Origin of the sequence: Pseudomonas sp. GM24, from assembly GCF_000282235.1 — a bacterium.
Classification (GTDB): domain Bacteria; phylum Pseudomonadota; class Gammaproteobacteria; order Pseudomonadales; family Pseudomonadaceae; genus Aquipseudomonas.
The window spans coordinates 42,111-59,823 of record NZ_AKJR01000024.1 but is presented as its reverse complement, the minus strand read 5'-3'; the positions used below and the strand labels follow the sequence as shown (position 1 = coordinate 59,823).

Here is a 17,713-nt window from a genome sequence, read left to right as displayed (position 1 = left end):
GGAAGGCTCTTGATTCAGGGGCTGATGACACGGCCCTGGTGATCGACCAATGGGCCGCTGAAGTGCACGCCCGAAGCGTCAATGGTCAGGCCGACTGCACCCAGTTGCAGGGTGATCAGTTGCGGTGTCATTGCCAGTCGTGCCGGGCCGATGCTCAGCTCCAGCGATTCACGAGAACCGTTGAAAGCTGCCGGGCCGTTTTGCCAGTGCAGGGTGTGTGAAGCATCGTCGTAGCCGCTTTCGCTACCGTCCTGATGCACGCGACGGGTCAGCGTCGGGATCGTAGAGGCTGGCGGAAAACGGTCACTGTTCAAACCGAACAACGCCACGCTCTGTGCACCGCTTTCGCCGCTGCCGTAGTTGAACAGCAGACACTGCTCGCCCACCGTCGGAATCCGCGATTCACTCTGCGCGCCAGCGCTGGGATTGAAGAACTTGATGGCTGGCGTGAGCAAGCCACCGTGACTGACCTGACAGGTGTTGCTCGCGGCGTCGACGGTCTGGCAAATGCCGATGCGGCAGAAGCTCTCGGCACGGCGGTGCAGGTCGTCGATTTCCGCTTCCATTTCGGCCAGGCGCTCGATGATCGGGCCGAGTTGCATGCGCAGTAATGCGTCGAACATCGGTCAGGCCTCCAGCGCGGTGTATTGGTCCGGGTCGTCGATATTGCTGACTTCCCAAGTGCGAGCGAATTTCGGCGTGCCCAGTGGATCGTCCAGCAAGGTCGGGCCGAGGTAGAGGGTCTGGTTGAACGTCAGGGTCCAGGCTTTGTATTGCTGATCGCCGCGAATGAGCAATGACGGCAAGCCATCAATATTCATCGGCAGATCGCATTGATCGCCGGGCAGGTTCCAGCGGTTGTCAGTAATCAGGTTTTTCAGCACCGCGATCAGATCGCACGCTGCAAATGCGCTGGCGGCAAGGGCCGGGATGACTTGCAGGGAGACCGTCATGACATGAGCAATTCGCCCGTCAGCGGCACGCACTCCCGGCCCATTGCGGTCGAAGTCGATCAGCACCCAGGCCTGATCGCCCGGTGCAGTGAAATCATCATGATTGCCGACGCTGAGGTTGAGTCCGGTAGTGTTGCGCAGTGTCGTCGCGATGGCTGTGAACAGTTGCGACGGCTGCTGGATCGGTGTGGGCATACATGACCTCCTTTTCAATCGTCCACGCGCAGCCCTGCCGCCAAAATGGCGGCACGGAGAAATACCAAGTTCAAGGTTGGTCGCGAGGCGGTACTTCGCAGACGCCGATGCGCTTGGCAGCCCAGCGTTCGTACAACCCGATTGCCACGTCGGCGCCGGCCATTGCGGTCAGGCAACCGAAGGCGCCGGCGGCCCAGATCGACATGCCGGCGGCATACAGCAGCATGATCGCCGACACGCCGCAGATCATGCAGGCGCCCGAGCGCAGGGCCAGGCGCCGCAGCAATGACCAGCCGCGAGCGCCCTCCTTGTCGGCGCGCCACATTTCGCCGGACACCCCGCCCACTACGGCAAGGAGGATGACCAGCCAGATCGGCATGTCGGCCAGGGCTTGTTGCTCGTTTGTCATGTCACGCCTCCGGGGTAGCGTTGAGGAAACAAGAAATTGTGAGCAGACCCGATGCGTTGAGGTCATCTCTCACGTTTGAGTAAAACCAGCGCTCCCCGTCTACAGGCGTTACAAACGCTCGACAATGACGTCATCGATAAAGGCAAAGTTGGCGTACGGGTTCTGCTCGTTGGAAAACGCCAGCGTTGTCTGCGGCGTGGTTGCGGTGAAATCGTAGGTCAGAGTGGCCCATTCAACTGCAACGCCTTTGGCGGTCGGCGTGTTGAAGGTTGCGGTTTGTCCTGCCACTTTCATCTGGATGACACCGTCGCCCGAGCGGCTGGCAAAACGCGAATTGCCCGCACTGAAGGTCACTCGGTATTTGGCGCCCACGGTCGTTGCAAAGTTCTGCTGTATTCCACCGCCGTTGCCGTACACGTAGTTGGCCAAGTCAACGATCATCACGCCATCTGCTGCAACAGAGCCGCCAATCGCATTAGGCATATTGAAATATTCGGCACCAGACAGAAATGTCGTCCAGCCTGTGATGGCGTTGGCTTTTGCGGGAGTGTCCAAAATGCAGCCTGCGCCGCAGGTTGATTGCTCGAAACTGCCGTTCACCAACAGATTGGCAGCCAGTGCGTGGGTACCTGTGCCGAGCAGTACAAAAGTCGTGAAAAGCGCAGCGATTTTATTGTTCAACATGGTTTGTTTTTCATCCCTGATAAATTTCGGATTTGGTTGTGGTCTTCTGGCTCAAGGAACCAGGCACGATGGGTCTGCTTTCACAGCAGACTTGATGCGTCAGTAAGGAGCGACCGGCCACATGATGTTTGCCGGATACCCCGACTGTTTATCGATGTCGCTGAGAGCGATGCAGTACTGTTTGTGAGCCAGCAGCCGGGCCTGCTCTTCTGCCGTGGCCATGGCCAGGTCAACCTTGAACTGCAACGAGTTCATCAACAGCCAGTTGGCGGCAGCATTCAGCAATTGCCATTTCTGCTGTTCGGCTTCATTTCGCAGGTCTTCCTCGGTCGGTGGAGAAAAGGTCCAGATTCCGTTGAATGTGGCTCCCCACCCCACTCGAACATCCGAGCCGGTGACATCAACCCAGACGGAGGCTGGCGAAGCCGGTGCTTCAGGAGCGATTTCGCTCTCTTTCAGTTGGACCACTCTGTTGTATTCGACCAGTGCATAAAGATTCATGTGTATTCCTCGATGTGTGTTTTTCAATGCATGTCGTGTTTGATCAGGCAGGCATTCCAAAAAGCCCGGCGCTTGCACCCCGGGCTTTTCAGTAATGCGCTCCTTCGCCTTCCTTCAAATCCTGTGTTCGAGAAGGAAGCTGACTGTTCGGCGCTACTGGCGCGGTACTAGTCCATTCAAATTGTTTTTCCGACCGCGGTCCCTGCCCGCCGGATAACTGCTTCTGGTGCTTTACGCTGCACACCCGGGTCAGTTGCCAACCCTCTGAACCGTTGAGGCCGGTTCATCGCTGCCTGTTCTTGTGGAACTAAAGAGCTTTCTTGCCAGCCGCTTTGTCGAGCGGCTTGGTGGCAAGAATATGCATGTATGCATATCCAGTCAATGCGCAAATGCATTTATTTATGCATTAGAAATGCGCAAACGCATGAAAGCCCCGCAGCGAAAGGGTTTGGTGGTTTTATCCAGGCGAAAAAAAACCCGCCAACGAAGGCGGGTTTATCTGGAAGAGGTCTGGTTAGCGGGCGTACATGCCCCACCAGAAGACGTGACCGAGGATGACAATCTGCTCTTCCTGGATTTCCTGGAAGCTGTAGTCCTCGTCTGGATGCTCATCGCGATTGAAGCTGCGCAGACGAATGCCGGTAGGCAAGCGATAAAGCTGCTTCACGCGCAATTGGCCATTGTGATTGATCGCGTACAGGTCGCCATCGATGATGTCGCCGATGCCGCACTTGCCGGCGTTGACGCCGACGGTGGCGCCATCACGCAAGACCGGCAACATGCTGTTGCCGCGTACCGTCACACATTTGGCCTGGTCGAACTGCACACCGTTATGGCGCAGGCTGCGCTTGCCGAAGCGCAGGCTAGAGCGCTCGCTCTCTTCGATGACGAATCTTCCTGATCCAGCAGCCAATTCAACCTCGCGAAGGAACGGCACCGATACTTCGTCATCATCGACCGGCGTATCGTCGTCCCACAGCATTATGTCCTTGAGTTCCGCGTGTACATCATCACGCGCGGCACCGGCCGACGGCGCGACATCCGCGCGCCCGCGCAACTGATCGGTGCTCACGGCGAAGTACTCGGCGATCTTCGAGATATGTTTATCCGAGGGATCGACGATCTTCCCGCTGAGAATCCGCGAGAGAGTGGATTGAGGCACGCCGGTGCGACGGTGGAGCTCCGTGGGGGAGATCCCGTGCTGGTCGAGCAGTGCTCTTAAGACGGAGGCTACGTTGCGTTTTTGCATAACGCGCATAGTGCTTGAAGTTATTGGTTAAGACAAATGCTGATTTGCATAATTAACGCATAAATATGAATTCAGCCGCAAAATGATATTGCCGAGCCATCATTTTGTATTGGATAACGGCCCGGTTCCAACTTGTGGTCAGCCTTTGACGCGACGCGCAGCAGCATTGGCTTTTTTTAGTCGATCGGTTCTGGCTTTCCTGTCGTAATCGTCCTTGGCGCCCATGATTCCACCGGCAGCATGCACCCAGTCGGTCGCGGTGCAGCCAGAGATCAGCACAGCAGAAGTAAAGACTGAAGCAAAGATAAGGATGTTTTTCATATTCGATTCCTCGGTGTCACTGATGAGCTTGTTGAATTGCAGAGTTGAAAAAAGAAAACCTGCTGCGGTGTGTTGGCCGTGGTTGACCCTTTACTCATCCATGAGCTTTTGCAGTTTTGTCTGAGCTCGTTCGAGCCTCGCTTCCTGATTCTTGATGACTTTCACATCGCCGTACTGACGCGCGGCCTCCAGATAGTTCTGTCTGCGTCGCACTTCGGCTTCGGCCTTCTGGATGGAGCTAGAACGGTCATCTTGCGCGGAGGGTTCTTGGCAATAACGCTCGACATTGGCCAGCGCCCGCTCCAGACCGGACTTGCGATATATATTGTCCGCCTTGTCAGCGCGCTCAATTTGCAACACAAGTTCAGCGCGGCGCTGCGCGCAACTTTCCCGCGAGTCAGCCCTTGAACTATCGATGATCAAAACGCTGCCAATCAGCAAGGACAGATTCCACAACAGACTTGATCTCATCAGACAAACCCCAGATAGTTTTTCTCTCCAGCGCGCCCATGAAAGTAGCTCACCCGAGACCATGCCTCGCGACTAACTAACGTTTCCCGTATAGCAAAAAGTGCTGCCTTCATCATTTCGCAACAGCGAGTTCTACACATTGGGAAGTGTTCAACCATCCACGCCACCGGTACGTAAACATGATCGAAGCACAGCAACACCGGAGTACGATCAGACAACGTGGAAATACTGACGTCCTTTTCTTTTCCACCCATAACCGCCGGCACAAACACGATACCTTCCCTGTTTATTGCAATTGATCGCTTCCAGACGGGAGACTTGGCCCCATGAGCACTGCGCACGCAAAACCAGAGCATCTATACGTTCCTCAACAGCTTAAACATCGCCATATTATTCAAGGCAACCAAACAGCCGCAGTGCGCTGACTCTCGGGTAGTCGCAGGGGCTGTTGGCTTGACTCGAATCATATTAACGACCCGGGGCCGTCAAGGCCTTACAGGCCTCTTACTCAGTCTTACTTAATCGCCCAGAGGCCTTGCACCCCGGGGGTTTTCGCTAGCGAGGGACGTGGCATACGCCATTGATCAAGTTATTGATGTTGTAGTAGTACTCGGTATCGGAGAAGTAATTGAACGTCACCATACCGCCTTGAAAACCTCTTTCCATAAACGGAAGTTCATCGCCGGCGGTGTCCGCATCAAACTTTACAATCGAACGCGTCCTGAACAGAAACCTGGAAGTATCCAGATGGGTGAGTGCAATTTCAAACTTGCGATCATAAGTATAGACTTTGCCCTCAGGGGTTTTGACAGCGTAGTACACATAAAGAGCGCCTTCCTCTGAGTCGATCGTCATATCACCAACGCCATGCCAACGAACTTTGTGATCATTCGTATGGACAAAATCTATGGATGCAAAACAAGGTGCGCGCGGAATATCGCGACTGATCAAATAAAAATGTTTTATAACCAGAGCACCGAAGACGAATACCGACAAAGCGGCAATCACTGCGATTATTTTTTTCCAACGAGTTGGTAGTTCACACATATGGCCTCCCCCTTACTTTCCGGCTTGATGCATTTGACCAGCAATTGGGAGAGTGGCTTTCGCACATAGTAGTTGATATCGGACAATACAATCGGTGGTTCGAACTCGCTGAGCGCCTTGACAATATCCTCTTTGGACATTCTTTCACTTTCTTCTACATACAACTTCGCTTCACCCTCTTGCCAGATGAGTTTCCACTCTTCCAGATCGGCTGGCTTTTTAAACACCAGGTAAGTGTAAAAGACCGGAAGAGCAATCGCAGGCACCAGGATTGCTGGCAAAAGGAAGCGCCAGTAACGACTGAATGGCTTTTTCACCATGGGAGCGTCGACGATGAATGGTTCAGCATCGTTTACCACCGCAGGTGGCGACTCAGAGGCTTGAGTCTGCGTGCTGACCAAGCGGATTTCACACAACAGCACCACGCCACGGCGTGGCAAGGTCTTAAGACTGTCCCGCGGTAACCCGACGTCAGCGAAATGCGCGCGGAGCATGTGCAGCGTCTTGTAATAACTGCTGTCGGAAATCACCAGGCCGCGCTCCCCCCAGACTCGGGAGATAAGCTGCTCCTTATCGGTCACGCCGGCTATCAGGGCCAGCAGCAGGTCACTTTCATTGCTGCCTAGCACCGCTGACTGCCGCGCCCGGCTGAGGGTCATTTTTTCCGCATCGTAGTAACAGTTGCTCGCTGATATCCCTGAGCCGATGCCCTCTGACTGTTCCAAGCTGCGTCCTCAACTGATCTGCAATCCTCGAATTCCGATCATTCGATAGCTTTTCGGCACTATAGGACACAATGCCAACCCAAGCGGCGGTGCGTTGCTGCATCCACTTCAAAAAAACTTCATACTCGGCCCCACTGAATCAACTCACGGGCCGCATCGCTGGCAAACACTCGCCATTTTGAAGATGCGAACGACCCCGTTTTGGCCTCGTCACTTTTTCCGGTAAAGCTAAACCCCTGATGAATAAAGCTATTTCAGACCTTTCCTCCCACACTCCGATGATGCAGCAGTACTGGCGCCTGAAGAATCAGCACCCGGACCAGCTGATGTTCTACCGCATGGGCGACTTCTACGAGATCTTCTACGAAGACGCGAAGAAGGCGGCCAAGTTGCTCGACATTACCCTGACCGCCCGCGGGCAGTCGGCGGGGCAGGCGATTCCGATGTGTGGCATTCCTTACCACGCAGCGGAAGGCTATCTAGCGAAACTGGTCAAGCTTGGCGAGTCCGTGGTGATTTGCGAGCAAGTCGGCGACCCGGCGACCAGCAAAGGCCCGGTGGAGCGTCAGGTGGTGCGGATCCTCACACCGGGTACGGTCAGTGATGAGGCGCTGCTCGACGAGCGCCGCGACAACCTGATCGCTGCGCTGCTGGGGGATGAGCGTCTGTTCGGTCTGGCCGTGCTGGACATCACCAGCGGCAGTTTCAGCGTGTCGGAAATCAAAGGCTGGGAGAACCTGCTCGCGGAACTGGAGCGGATCAATCCGGTGGAGTTGCTGATCCCGGATGACTGGCCAAGGGACCTGCCAGCGGAAAAACGCCGTGGCGTCAGCCGTCGTGCGCCGTGGGATTTCGAGCGTGATTCAGCACTGAAAAGTCTTTGCCAACAGTTTTCTACTCAGGACCTGAAAGGCTTCGGCTGCGAGAACCTGAGCCTGGCCATCGGCGCTGCCGGTTGCCTGCTGGCCTACGCCAAGGAAACCCAGCGCACCGCCCTGCCTCACCTGCGCAGCCTGCGCCACGAACGTCTGGATGACACCGTGGTGCTGGACGGTGCAAGCCGTCGTAACCTCGAACTCGACACCAATCTGGCCGGTGGCCGCGATAACACCCTGCAATCGGTCGTCGATCGCTGCCAGACCGCCATGGGCAGCCGCCTGCTGACCCGTTGGCTGAACCGTCCGCTGCGCGATCTGACCGTGCTGCTGGCACGCCAGAGCTCGATCACTTGCCTGCTCGATCGCTATCGTTTCGAAAAGCTGCAACCGCAGCTCAAGGAAATCGGCGACATCGAGCGAATTCTCGCGCGGATCGGCCTGCGCAACGCGCGTCCTCGTGATCTCGCACGGCTGCGCGACGCCCTTGGCGCACTGCCTGAACTGCAAGTGGCCATGACCGACCTGGAAGCGCCGCACCTGCAAGGTCTGGCGACCACCACCAGCACTTACCCGGAACTGGCAGCGTTGCTGGAAAAAGCCATTATCGACAACCCGCCTGCGGTCATCCGTGACGGCGGCGTGCTGAAAACCGGTTACGACAGCGAACTCGATGAACTGCAGTCGCTGAGCGAAAACGCCGGTCAGTTCCTCATCGATCTGGAAGCCCGCGAGAAAGCCCGCACAGGCCTGAGCCACCTGAAAGTTGGCTATAACCGCATTCACGGCTACTTCATCGAACTGCCGAGCAAGCAGGCCGAATCGGCGCCAGCGGATTACATTCGTCGGCAGACGCTGAAAGGCGCCGAACGCTTCATCACGCCTGAGCTGAAAGAGTTCGAAGACAAGGCCCTCTCTGCCAAGAGCCGTGCCTTGGCGCGCGAGAAGATGCTTTACGAAGCGCTGCTGGAAGATCTGATCAGCCAGTTGCCACCGCTACAGGACACCGCCAGCGCACTGGCTGAACTGGACGTGTTGAGCAACCTCGCCGAGCGTGCGCTGAACCTCGACCTGAACTGCCCGCGCTTCGTCACCGAGCCTTGCATGCGCATCTCCCAGGGTCGTCACCCGGTGGTCGAGCAGGTGCTGACCACGCCGTTCGTGGCCAACGACCTCAGTCTGGATGACAACACGCGCATGCTGGTGATCACCGGCCCGAACATGGGCGGTAAATCCACCTACATGCGCCAAACCGCACTGATCGTGCTGCTGGCGCATATCGGCAGCTTCGTGCCGGCCGCCAGTTGCGAACTGTCGCTGGTCGATCGCATTTTCACCCGCATCGGTTCCAGCGATGACCTCGCGGGCGGCCGTTCGACCTTCATGGTTGAAATGAGCGAGACCGCCAACATCCTGCACAACGCCACCGAGCGCAGCCTGGTACTGATGGACGAAGTCGGTCGCGGCACCAGCACCTTCGACGGTCTGTCGCTGGCGTGGGCTGCGGCGGAGCGCCTGGCTCATTTGCGCGCCTACACACTGTTCGCTACACACTACTTCGAACTGACCGTGTTGCCGGAAGCCGAGCCATTGGTGGCCAACGTCCACCTCAACGCCACCGAGCACAACGAACGCATCGTGTTCCTGCACCACGTGCTGCCCGGCCCTGCCAGCCAGAGTTATGGCTTGGCAGTGGCGCAGTTGGCCGGCGTGCCGAGTGAAGTGATCGTGCGTGCCCGCGAGCACTTGAGCCGACTGGAAGAAACCGCGTTGCCGCATGAAGCGCCGAAACCTGCGGCCAAGGGCAAACCGGCGACGCCACAGCAAAGCGACATGTTCGCCAGCCTGCCGCATCCGGTACTCGATGAGCTGGCTAAACTGGATCTGGATGACCTGACCCCGCGTCGTGCGCTCGAAATGCTCTATGCATTGAAGAACCGGATATAAGCACTGAAGAAGCGGATATAACGCAAACGGCTTCAAGCTGTTAGAATCTCGCGCGGTTTGGGATGCTGCTGGCTAATAGCCTGGCCAGCAGGTATCGCTCCCGAACCTGGCGACCCCAACCGTGAAGGGGCAACGCTGCCGCCGCCTGAGGAGAAAATTAGAAATGACCTTCGTCGTCACCGACAACTGCATCAAGTGCAAGTACACCGACTGCGTAGAAGTCTGTCCGGTGGACTGCTTTTACGAAGGCCCGAACTTCCTGGTGATTCACCCGGATGAGTGCATCGACTGCGCCCTGTGCGAACCGGAATGCCCGGCCGTAGCCATCTTCTCCGAGGACGAAGTTCCGGAAGAGATGCAGGAGTTCATTCAACTCAACGTTGAGCTGGCTGAAATCTGGCCGAACATCACCGAGAAGAAAGAATCGCTGCCGGATGCCGAAGAGTGGGACGGCGTCAAAGGCAAGATCAAAGACCTCGAACGCTGATCTGCCCCGCGCTCGAATGAAAAGGCCCCTCGCGGGCCTTTTTGCTTTTCTGTGTTCTGCTTTTCTGCGGGCAAAAAAAAGGGGCGGTATGACCCGCCCACATTTTTTCCCTATTCCCTGTATTCCTTTTCATCGTCCTGATGAATCGCGTCCTGCGATGTCCGTTCCCCTCATCCTTGAAGGGCGTGTCTGTCCGTCGACACAACCCAGATACTAGAGAATTCCCCGGCGAGAGCAATCGGCCCTGAGACCGTAGAAGCGCTGTAATAAGCACTTCACATTAAAAAATAAATATATAAATCAACAAGTTAAATGGCTCTGCCGAAAGCGATCGACGTCTACCGTACTGTAAAAATAGTGAACACTTACGAAAGAGTAAGCCAAGGCTTACACCGAGAGACTACAAACGATGGAATTGCCAACCGTACGTCCGGCAATGAACCGGGTGGCGTGAGATAACCAACAAATCCATGCCCGCAAAAAGCCCCGAACCAGTCGGGGCTTTTTGCGGGCGGGCGTGTGAGGCGCTTACTGGAACAGCGACTCGCTCGACAGGCCATTCTTCTCAAGAATTTCACGAAGGCGCTTGAGGCCTTCTACCTGAATCTGCCGCACCCGTTCCCGGGTCAGGCCGATCTCCAGGCCTACGTCTTCCAGCGTGCTGCTCTCGTGACCGCGCAGGCCGAAGCGACGTACAACCACCTCGCGCTGCTTGTCGGTCAGCTCCGACAGCCATTGATCGATGCTTTGCGACAGGTCGTCATCCTGCAACAGTTCGCACGGATCGGTCGGACGATCATCGGTAAGGGTGTCCAGCAGGGTTTTATCCGAATCCGGACCCAGCGAGACGTCGACCGAAGAAACCCGCTCGTTCAGGCCCAGCATGCGCTTGACCTCGCCCACCGGTTTTTCCAGCAGGTTGGCGATTTCTTCGGGTGAAGGTTCGTGGTCGAGCTTTTGCGTCAGCTCCCGTGCAGCCCGCAGGTACACGTTGAGCTCCTTGACCACATGGATCGGCAACCGGATGGTCCGGGTCTGATTCATGATCGCGCGCTCGATGGTTTGACGAATCCACCAGGTTGCATAGGTCGAGAAGCGGAAGCCGCGCTCGGGATCGAACTTTTCCACCGCCCGGATCAGCCCAAGGTTGCCCTCTTCGATCAGATCCAGCAGCGACAGCCCCCGATTGACGTAACGCCGGGCGATTTTGACCACCAGCCGCAGGTTACTTTCAATCATGCGCTTGCGCCCGGCCGGATCGCCACTTTGCGACAAGCGCGCAAAATGAACTTCTTCCTCCGGGGAGAGCAATGGGGAAAAGCCGATTTCGTTGAGATACAACTGCGTGGCATCAAGTGCACGCGTGTAGTCGATGTACTTATGTTGTTTAAGTGAAGCGGAGTGTTTGGATTTGGAACGAACGGAAGGTGGAGCAGCCCCTTCATCATTCGACATCGAATCCGAATCGATGCCGGTCTCCATAAGGAGAACCTCATCGTCGATGTCAAACTCCGGCACTTCTTTACTGAGAGCCATTGTTATAGTCCTTTGGTGAGTTCGACCCCAAGCTCAAGCGACGCCTTTATCCTTGGCAGCGCTGGAGCCTGTCCCCTCTACGTGACGGAACAGGCTGGCTTACAAATCAACGTCTTGGCAGGAACTGCAGCGGATCCACAGGTTTACCTTGGCGGCGAATCTCAAAATGCAGTTTCACCCGGTCTGTACCCGTTGACCCCATTTCGGCAATTGTCTGTCCGACCTTGACCTGCTGTCCCTCCCGAACCAACAGCCTGCGGTTATGTCCGTAGGCACTGACGTAGGTTTCGCTGTGTTTGATGATGACTAATTCGCCGTAGCCCCTTAAGCCACTCCCGGCGTATACCACCGTCCCATCAGACGCAGCTAAAACAGGCTGTCCCAAATCTCCGGCGATATCAATTCCTTTATTCAAACTACCGTTTGAAGAGAATTTTCCAATCAGAATGCCATTAGATGGCCATCCCCAGCCGGTCGGGGCCGGGCCTGCCGGAGGCAGTGGCGCGGGCGCTTGCTTGTTGGCGACGGACGGTGCAACACCCGCAGAACCGCCAGTAGAACCGGTGGTTGTGGTGGTCGTCGTGCCATTTGCCTGGCGCCGGATTACCGTGGTTTTACTCGAAGAAGAAGGCGAAGAACTGCTGTTGCCGACCACCGCCGTCGGCGTTGAACCGGTGCGGCCATCGAAGCGAATCGTCTGACCCGGATGGATCGTGTACGGCGTAGGAATATTGTTCCGGGCCGCGAGGGCTTTGTAGTCCCAGCCGTAGCGAAACGCGATCGAAAACATCGTATCGCCGGGACGGACTACATACTGTCCGGTCGTCACGGTAGGACGCTGGGCCACCGCATTATTGCGATCGACCACCCGCACATTGCTCGATTTGGTGCTGGAGCAACCGACCAGCAAGGTGCTCAAGACAAGGCCAGTCACCAGGCGCTGAAAGCTCGTGTTACCCATACGCTGCGCAATGACTGTGAGACTCACCCGCCGCTCCCTTTGTGGTGGCTGAAAAATGTGAAATGCCGGATGTCGGCATGAGGTGTCGCAAGTATAACGGGCCGGATCGGCTTTACCTTTAATGAAGCGAAATCGCTTCGCGCACACGTTTGCAAGCTGACAATCTGCTGCGTTTAAACCATCGCTGCCGGAGTAAGACACAGGCGAACGAAAGGAATTCAGCGTGCGTAAACAAATGCTCAGGCCAGCGGCCCATTGAGCAACGGCACGAAACGAACAGCCCCCAGAACATGCCGGGAAAAGCCGTTTTCCTCACGCACGATCAGCAACAATTGCTGCACTTCTCCGGAACCCACCGGAATCACCATGCGCCCGCCCGGAGCCAATTGGTCGAGCAAGGCTTGCGGAACATCGGTGGCCACGGCGGTGACGATAATGCCGTTATACGGCGCCAGCGCCGGCCAGCCTTCCCAGCCATCGCCCCAGCGGAACACCACATTGCGCAGGTTCAGTTCGACCAGGCGCTCCTTGGCGCGGTCCTGCAGCACCTTGATCCGCTCGACCGAGAACACTCGCTCCACCAGTTGTGACAACACCGCGGTCTGGTAACCGGAACCGGTGCCGATCTCCAGCACTTTATCCAGCGGTCCCGCCTCCAACAGCAGCTCGCTCATGCGCGCCACCATATAAGGCTGGGAAATGGTCTGGTTATTGCCGATCGGCAGCGCCGTGTCCTCGTAAGCGCGATGTGCCAGCGCTTCATCGACGAACAGATGACGCGGCGTACGCCGAATCACTTCCAGCACCTTGGCGTTGGACACGCCCTCTTCGTACAGGCGCTGGATCAGACGTTCACGGGTACGCTGCGAGGTCATACCGATGCCGCTGCGCAGCCTGTCTTCGTGTTCACGGGCCATCAGCGCAGTCCCTCCAGCCAGCCATCGAGACTTCTGAAGGCATCATTGAAGGTGCGATCAAGCTGCAACGGCGTGATGGAGACATAACCTTGCATCACCGCATGAAAGTCGGTGCCGGGGCCGCCATCCTCGGCATCGCCGGCGGCAGCGATCCAGTAACCGGCCTTGCCACGCGGATCGACCACTTTCATCGGCGCGGCCGCGCGGGCGCGATGGCCGAGTCGGGTCAGCTGGATGCCACGAATGTGATCGATGGGCAGGTTGGGAATGTTCACGTTGAGCACCGTGCGCGGCGGCAGGTCGAGCCCGGCATGGGCTTCAACCAGTTTGCGCGCAAAGTACGCCGCCGTCGGCAGATTATCCACCTGCCGTGAGACCAGCGAAAAAGCAAACGACGGACGCTCGAGGAAACGTCCCTCAAGAGCGGCCGCCACTGTCCCGGAATACAGCACGTCATCGCCAAGGTTGGCGCCGAGGTTGATGCCGGAAACCACCATGTCCGCCTCGCGTTCCAGCAGACCGTTCAGGCCCAGGTGCACGCAGTCGGTCGGTGTGCCGTTGAGGCTGATAAAGCCGTTGGCAAGGTATTGCGGGTGCAGCGGACGGTCGAGCGTCAGCGAACTGCTGGCGCCGCTTTTGTCCTGCTCCGGGGCGATAACCACGCACTCGGTGTAATCCGCCAGCGCAGCATAGAGCGCGGCAAGACCGGGTGCGGTTACCCCATCGTCGTTAGAAATCAGAATACGCATGGGCTGTCCGTCTGCCCCACCGGCACCAGATCAACGAGTTCGCGCACCAATACGGTGGCGAAGCATCCGGCCGGGAGGACGAATTCCAGTTGCAGAATGTCAGGCTGGGGATAATGCCACGTCAACCCGCCAATGGGCAGCCGCAGGATGCGACGTTCGTGGCTCATGCCGGCATGAACCAACCAATCGCGCAGCTCTGCTTCATCGGCGGCGATCCCCTGCTCCAGTTCATGGACAACGCCTGCGGTCGGCGAGTCACCTTCGCCCCACTGTGGACCGGTCGGATGCAGATCGAGAATCGCCAGACGCGGGTCGCTGCATTCAGCTTCTCCGGCCGGGAAAAAACTGCGGCTGTCGGTGAACGCCAGCAGATCGCCGACCTGAGCTTTTTGCCAAGTACCATCGGCAACACGCGCCGCCAGCACTTTGTTGAACAGAAAACTGCGCGCGGTCGAGAGCAGGCGCGAGCGCACATTGCGCTGCTCCGGCAAAGCCTTGCGCGCCGCCCACGCACGCGCATCAACGACGTTGCCGCCGTCATGGCCGAAACGCTGGGCGCCGAAATAATTGGGAATGCCCTGTTTGGCGATCAGTTGCAGACGCTGTTCAATCGCGTCTTTGTCGCCAGTGAACTGAGTCAGGCGCAAGGTAAAACCGTTGGCCGAATGCGCACCGCGTTGCAGCTTACGCTTGTGCCGGGTGGTCTTGAGGATCTTCAGCGTGTCGTTTTCCGCCGCTGACAGATCCGGATCGGCCTTGCCCGGCAGTTGCACGCTGAACCACTGACGGGTCAGCGCCTGACGATCCTTCAGCCCGGCATAGCTGACGGTGCGCAACGGCACGCCGGCAGCCTTGGCAATACGCCGTGCGGCTTCTTCAGTGTTGAGGCCGCGTTTTTCGACCCAGATCCACAAGTGCTCGCCGTCGCCGCTGAACGGGATGTCGAGCACTTCATCGACCTGAAAATCTTCAGCGATGGCTTTTAGTATCGCGCTGCCGAGAGCTTCGCCATAGGCACGCGGGCCGAGCAATTGCAGTTCATTCATGCGCGCAGCAACAAGGCAACGGAGTGCACGGCGATGCCTTCTTCGCGACCGACAAAGCCAAGCTTTTCGGTGGTGGTAGCTTTCACGTTCACTTGATCCAACTCAACTTGAAGATCCGCCGCGATCAGCGCGCGCATCGATTCGATATGCGGGGCCATTTTCGGCGCCTGGGCAACGATGGTGTTGTCGACGTTGCCGACTTTCCAGCCCTTGGCATGGATCAGCGCGACCACATGACGCAGCAGCGCACGGCTGTCGGCGCCCTTGAATTGCGAGTCGGTGTCCGGGAAGTGTTTGCCGATATCACCCAGCGCCGCAGCGCCGAGCAAGGCATCGCTCAAGGCGTGCAGCAAAACGTCACCGTCGGAATGAGCGAGCAGCCCGAAGCTGTGTGCGATACGCACGCCGCCCAGAGTAATGAAATCGCCTTCAGCGAAACGGTGCACATCATAGCCGTGGCCAATACGCATAAAAAAAACGCCCCGATTTTTGTCAGGGCGTGATTCTACCTGCATTAACCGCGCAGGGCGCGTGCGTGATGCTGCAAGTGGTCGTCTATAAAGCTTGAGATGAAGAAATAGCTGTGGTCGTAGCCCGGTTGCAGGCGCAATGTCAGCGGATGGCCCGCTTGTTTTGCTGCTTGTTGCAAGGCTTCGGGTTTGAGCTGAGTGGCGAGGAAGTCGTCGCGATCACCCTGATCGACCAGCAGCGGCAGTTTTTCGTGGGCCTCGGCGATCAGCGCACAGGCATCCCACTCTTTCCACTTCGAACGATCTTCGCCCAGGTAACGGGAGAACGCCTTTTGCCCCCATGGGCAATCCATCGGGTTGTTGATCGGCGAGAACGCCGACACCGATTGATAGCGACCCGGGTTTCGCAATGCGCAGACCAACGCACCGTGACCGCCCATGGAGTGGCCGCTGATGCTGCGTTTGTCCGAAGCGGGGAAATGCGCTTCAACCAGTGAAGGCAATTCCTGCACGACATAGTCATGCATCCGATAGTGGCGCGACCAAGGTTCCTGGGTGGCATTCAGATAGAACCCGGCGCCAAGGCCGAAATCCCAAGCGTTGTCCGGATCACCCGGGACATCGCGGCCGCGCGGGCTGGTGTCCGGCGCAACAATGATCAAACCCAGTTCGGCAGCCATGCGCATCGCGCCGGCCTTCTGCATGAAGTTCTCATCGGTGCAGGTCAGGCCTGACAACCAATACAGCACTGGCAGCTTGCCGCCCTGCTCAGCCTGCGGTGGCAGGTAGACGGCGAACACCATGTCGCAACCGAGCACGTCAGAGCGATGGCGATAGCGCTTGTGCCAACCGCCGAAACTCTTCTGACAGGAGATGTTTTCCAGATTCATATGAAGACTCCTACGTGATCACGACCACAAGCCTTCAAGACTTGTAGCCATGTCGCCACGATTGATCAGAAATGAATGACGGTACGAATGCTCTTGCCTTCGTGCATCAGATCGAACGCTTTGTTGATGTCTTCCAGGCCCATGGTGTGGGTGATGAACGTATCCAGCGGGATTTCGCCGCTCTGGGCCATGTCGACGTAGCTTGGCAACTCGGTACGACCGCGCACGCCGCCGAACGCCGAACCGCGCCAGACGCGACCGGTCACCAACTGGAACGGACGGGTCGCGATTTCCTGGCCGGCACCGGCCACACCGATGATCACCGACTCACCCCAACCTTTGTGGCAGCACTCAAGGGCGGCGCGCATCAGTTGCACGTTGCCGATGCATTCGAAGGAGAAGTCGACGCCGCCATCGGTCATGTCGACGATCACTTCCTGGATCGGACGATCGAAGTCTTTCGGGTTTACGCAGTCGGTTGCACCGAGTTGCTTGGCGATTTCGAACTTGGCCGGATTGATGTCGATGGCAATGATGCGGGCAGCCTTGGCTTTCACCGCGCCGATCACCGCTGACAGACCGATGCCGCCGAGACCGAAGATGGCCACGGTGTCACCCGGTTTGACCTTGGCGGTGTTGAGCACTGCGCCGATACCGGTGGTGACGCCGCAGCCCAGCAGGCAAACCTTTTCCAGTGGCGCGTCCTTGGAGATCTTGGCCACGGATATTTCCGGCAACACGGTGTATTCCGAGAACGTCGAAGTGCCCATGTAGTGGAAAATCGTTTCGCCCTTGTAGGAAAAGCGCGAAGTGCCGTCCGGCATCAAACCTTTACCCTGAGTGGCGCGAATTGCCTGACACAGGTTGGTCTTGCCCGACTTACAGAATTTGCACTGGCCGCATTCCGGGGTGTACAGCGGAATCACGTGATCGCCCACCGCAACCGAGGTTACGCCCTCGCCGATGGCTTCAACGATCGCGCCACCTTCGTGGCCAAGGATCGACGGAAAGATGCCTTCCGGATCAGCACCGGACAGGGTGTAGGCGTCAGTGTGGCAAACCCCGGAAGCCACCACGCGCAGCAACACTTCGCCGGCCTTGGGCATGGCGACATCGACTTCTACGATTTCCAGCGGCTTCTTGGCCTCGAAGGCAACGGCGGCGCGCGACTTGATCATGCTGACTCTCCAGTGAATCCAATGAATAAAAAACCAGACGAGGAGTGTAATACATGGCTTTACGATGAATAATCCGGACAAAAGCAAAACATTATTGCCATA

20 protein-coding genes are annotated in these 17,713 nt (G+C 57.4%); 2 read left to right on the top strand and 18 right to left on the bottom strand.

Annotated features, from left to right (window positions below; translation table 11 throughout):
* Window positions 1–14 precede the first annotated feature (14 nt).
* The 10 genes from PMI23_RS03895 to PMI23_RS03845 all read right to left on the bottom strand — a co-directional run bounded on the left by PMI23_RS03895 (window position 15) and on the right by PMI23_RS03845 (window position 6,555).
* Window positions 15–623, bottom strand: a complete 609-nt coding sequence (locus PMI23_RS03895; RefSeq protein WP_007908815.1) for a phage baseplate assembly protein V — start codon at window positions 621–623, stop codon at window positions 15–17.
* 3 nt (window positions 624–626) lie between these two features.
* A complete protein-coding gene (locus PMI23_RS03890; protein WP_007908816.1) occupies window positions 627–1,148 on the bottom strand; it encodes a hypothetical protein in 522 nt (173 codons plus the stop codon).
* A 70-nt stretch (window positions 1,149–1,218) separates the two neighbouring features.
* Window positions 1,219–1,557 carry a phage holin family protein gene (locus tag PMI23_RS03885; RefSeq protein WP_007908817.1) on the bottom strand — a complete coding sequence of 113 codons (339 nt, stop codon included), beginning with the start codon at window positions 1,555–1,557 and terminating at the stop codon, window positions 1,219–1,221.
* Between the two features lie 108 nt (window positions 1,558–1,665).
* Entirely contained in the window at window positions 1,666–2,241 is a 576-nt protein-coding gene (locus PMI23_RS03880) for a DUF642 domain-containing protein (protein ID WP_007908819.1), read from the bottom strand.
* A 99-nt stretch (window positions 2,242–2,340) separates the two neighbouring features.
* Window positions 2,341–2,742, bottom strand: coding sequence for a tail fiber assembly protein (locus PMI23_RS03875; protein WP_007908820.1), 402 nt, complete (start codon window positions 2,740–2,742; stop codon window positions 2,341–2,343).
* Window positions 2,743–3,256: 514 nt separating this feature from the next.
* Window positions 3,257–3,991 carry an XRE family transcriptional regulator gene (locus tag PMI23_RS03870; RefSeq protein WP_007908821.1) on the bottom strand — a complete coding sequence of 245 codons (735 nt, stop codon included), beginning with the start codon at window positions 3,989–3,991 and terminating at the stop codon, window positions 3,257–3,259.
* A gap of 138 nt (window positions 3,992–4,129) precedes the next feature.
* Window positions 4,130–4,312 carry a hypothetical protein gene (locus tag PMI23_RS03865; protein ID WP_007908822.1) on the bottom strand — a complete coding sequence of 61 codons (183 nt, stop codon included), beginning with the start codon at window positions 4,310–4,312 and terminating at the stop codon, window positions 4,130–4,132.
* 90 nt (window positions 4,313–4,402) lie between these two features.
* Entirely contained in the window at window positions 4,403–4,753 is a 351-nt protein-coding gene (locus PMI23_RS03860; RefSeq protein WP_238539509.1) for a DUF1090 family protein, read from the bottom strand.
* 585 nt (window positions 4,754–5,338) lie between these two features.
* A complete protein-coding gene (locus PMI23_RS03850) occupies window positions 5,339–5,830 on the bottom strand; it encodes a hypothetical protein (RefSeq protein WP_007908824.1) in 492 nt (163 codons plus the stop codon).
* Complete coding sequence (locus PMI23_RS03845; RefSeq protein ID WP_007908825.1) at window positions 5,797–6,555, bottom strand: winged helix-turn-helix domain-containing protein; 759 nt, start codon at window positions 6,553–6,555, stop codon at window positions 5,797–5,799. The genes PMI23_RS03850 and PMI23_RS03845 overlap by 34 nt, the downstream gene beginning before the upstream one ends.
* A gap of 251 nt (window positions 6,556–6,806) precedes the next feature.
* Here PMI23_RS03845 and mutS point away from each other — a divergent pair, with 251 nt between their 5' ends.
* Complete coding sequence (gene mutS / locus PMI23_RS03840) at window positions 6,807–9,377, top strand: DNA mismatch repair protein MutS (RefSeq protein ID WP_177321039.1); 2,571 nt, start codon at window positions 6,807–6,809, stop codon at window positions 9,375–9,377.
* 163 nt (window positions 9,378–9,540) lie between these two features.
* Window positions 9,541–9,864, top strand: a complete 324-nt coding sequence (fdxA, locus tag PMI23_RS03835) for a ferredoxin FdxA (protein WP_007908827.1) — start codon at window positions 9,541–9,543, stop codon at window positions 9,862–9,864.
* 528 nt (window positions 9,865–10,392) lie between these two features.
* On the opposite strand, the gene rpoS is transcribed toward fdxA, so the two are convergent.
* The 8 genes from rpoS to PMI23_RS03795 form a co-directional block, all read right to left on the bottom strand.
* Window positions 10,393–11,400: an RNA polymerase sigma factor RpoS gene (gene rpoS, locus PMI23_RS03830; protein WP_007908828.1), complete on the bottom strand. Its 1,008-nt coding sequence runs from the start codon at window positions 11,398–11,400 to the stop codon at window positions 10,393–10,395.
* Window positions 11,401–11,506: 106 nt separating this feature from the next.
* On the bottom strand, window positions 11,507–12,388 hold the full coding sequence (locus tag PMI23_RS03825) for a peptidoglycan DD-metalloendopeptidase family protein (RefSeq protein ID WP_007908829.1): 882 nt from the start codon (window positions 12,386–12,388) through the stop codon (window positions 11,507–11,509).
* A 212-nt stretch (window positions 12,389–12,600) separates the two neighbouring features.
* Window positions 12,601–13,236 carry a protein-L-isoaspartate(D-aspartate) O-methyltransferase gene (locus tag PMI23_RS03820; RefSeq protein WP_171057346.1) on the bottom strand — a complete coding sequence of 212 codons (636 nt, stop codon included), beginning with the start codon at window positions 13,234–13,236 and terminating at the stop codon, window positions 12,601–12,603.
* A gap of 41 nt (window positions 13,237–13,277) precedes the next feature.
* Window positions 13,278–14,027: a 5'/3'-nucleotidase SurE gene (gene surE / locus PMI23_RS03815; RefSeq protein WP_007908831.1), complete on the bottom strand. Its 750-nt coding sequence runs from the start codon at window positions 14,025–14,027 to the stop codon at window positions 13,278–13,280.
* Window positions 14,015–15,073: a tRNA pseudouridine(13) synthase TruD gene (truD, locus tag PMI23_RS03810; protein ID WP_007908832.1), complete on the bottom strand. Its 1,059-nt coding sequence runs from the start codon at window positions 15,071–15,073 to the stop codon at window positions 14,015–14,017. Before truD ends, surE begins: the two co-directional genes overlap by 13 nt.
* Window positions 15,070–15,543 carry a 2-C-methyl-D-erythritol 2,4-cyclodiphosphate synthase gene (ispF, locus tag PMI23_RS03805; protein ID WP_042704890.1) on the bottom strand — a complete coding sequence of 158 codons (474 nt, stop codon included), beginning with the start codon at window positions 15,541–15,543 and terminating at the stop codon, window positions 15,070–15,072. Before ispF ends, truD begins: the two co-directional genes overlap by 4 nt.
* 44 nt (window positions 15,544–15,587) lie before the next feature.
* Complete coding sequence (gene fghA / locus PMI23_RS03800) at window positions 15,588–16,433, bottom strand: S-formylglutathione hydrolase (RefSeq protein WP_007908834.1); 846 nt, start codon at window positions 16,431–16,433, stop codon at window positions 15,588–15,590.
* A 65-nt stretch (window positions 16,434–16,498) separates the two neighbouring features.
* Window positions 16,499–17,611, bottom strand: coding sequence for an S-(hydroxymethyl)glutathione dehydrogenase/class III alcohol dehydrogenase (locus PMI23_RS03795; protein WP_007908835.1), 1,113 nt, complete (start codon window positions 17,609–17,611; stop codon window positions 16,499–16,501).
* Window positions 17,612–17,713 lie beyond the last annotated feature (102 nt).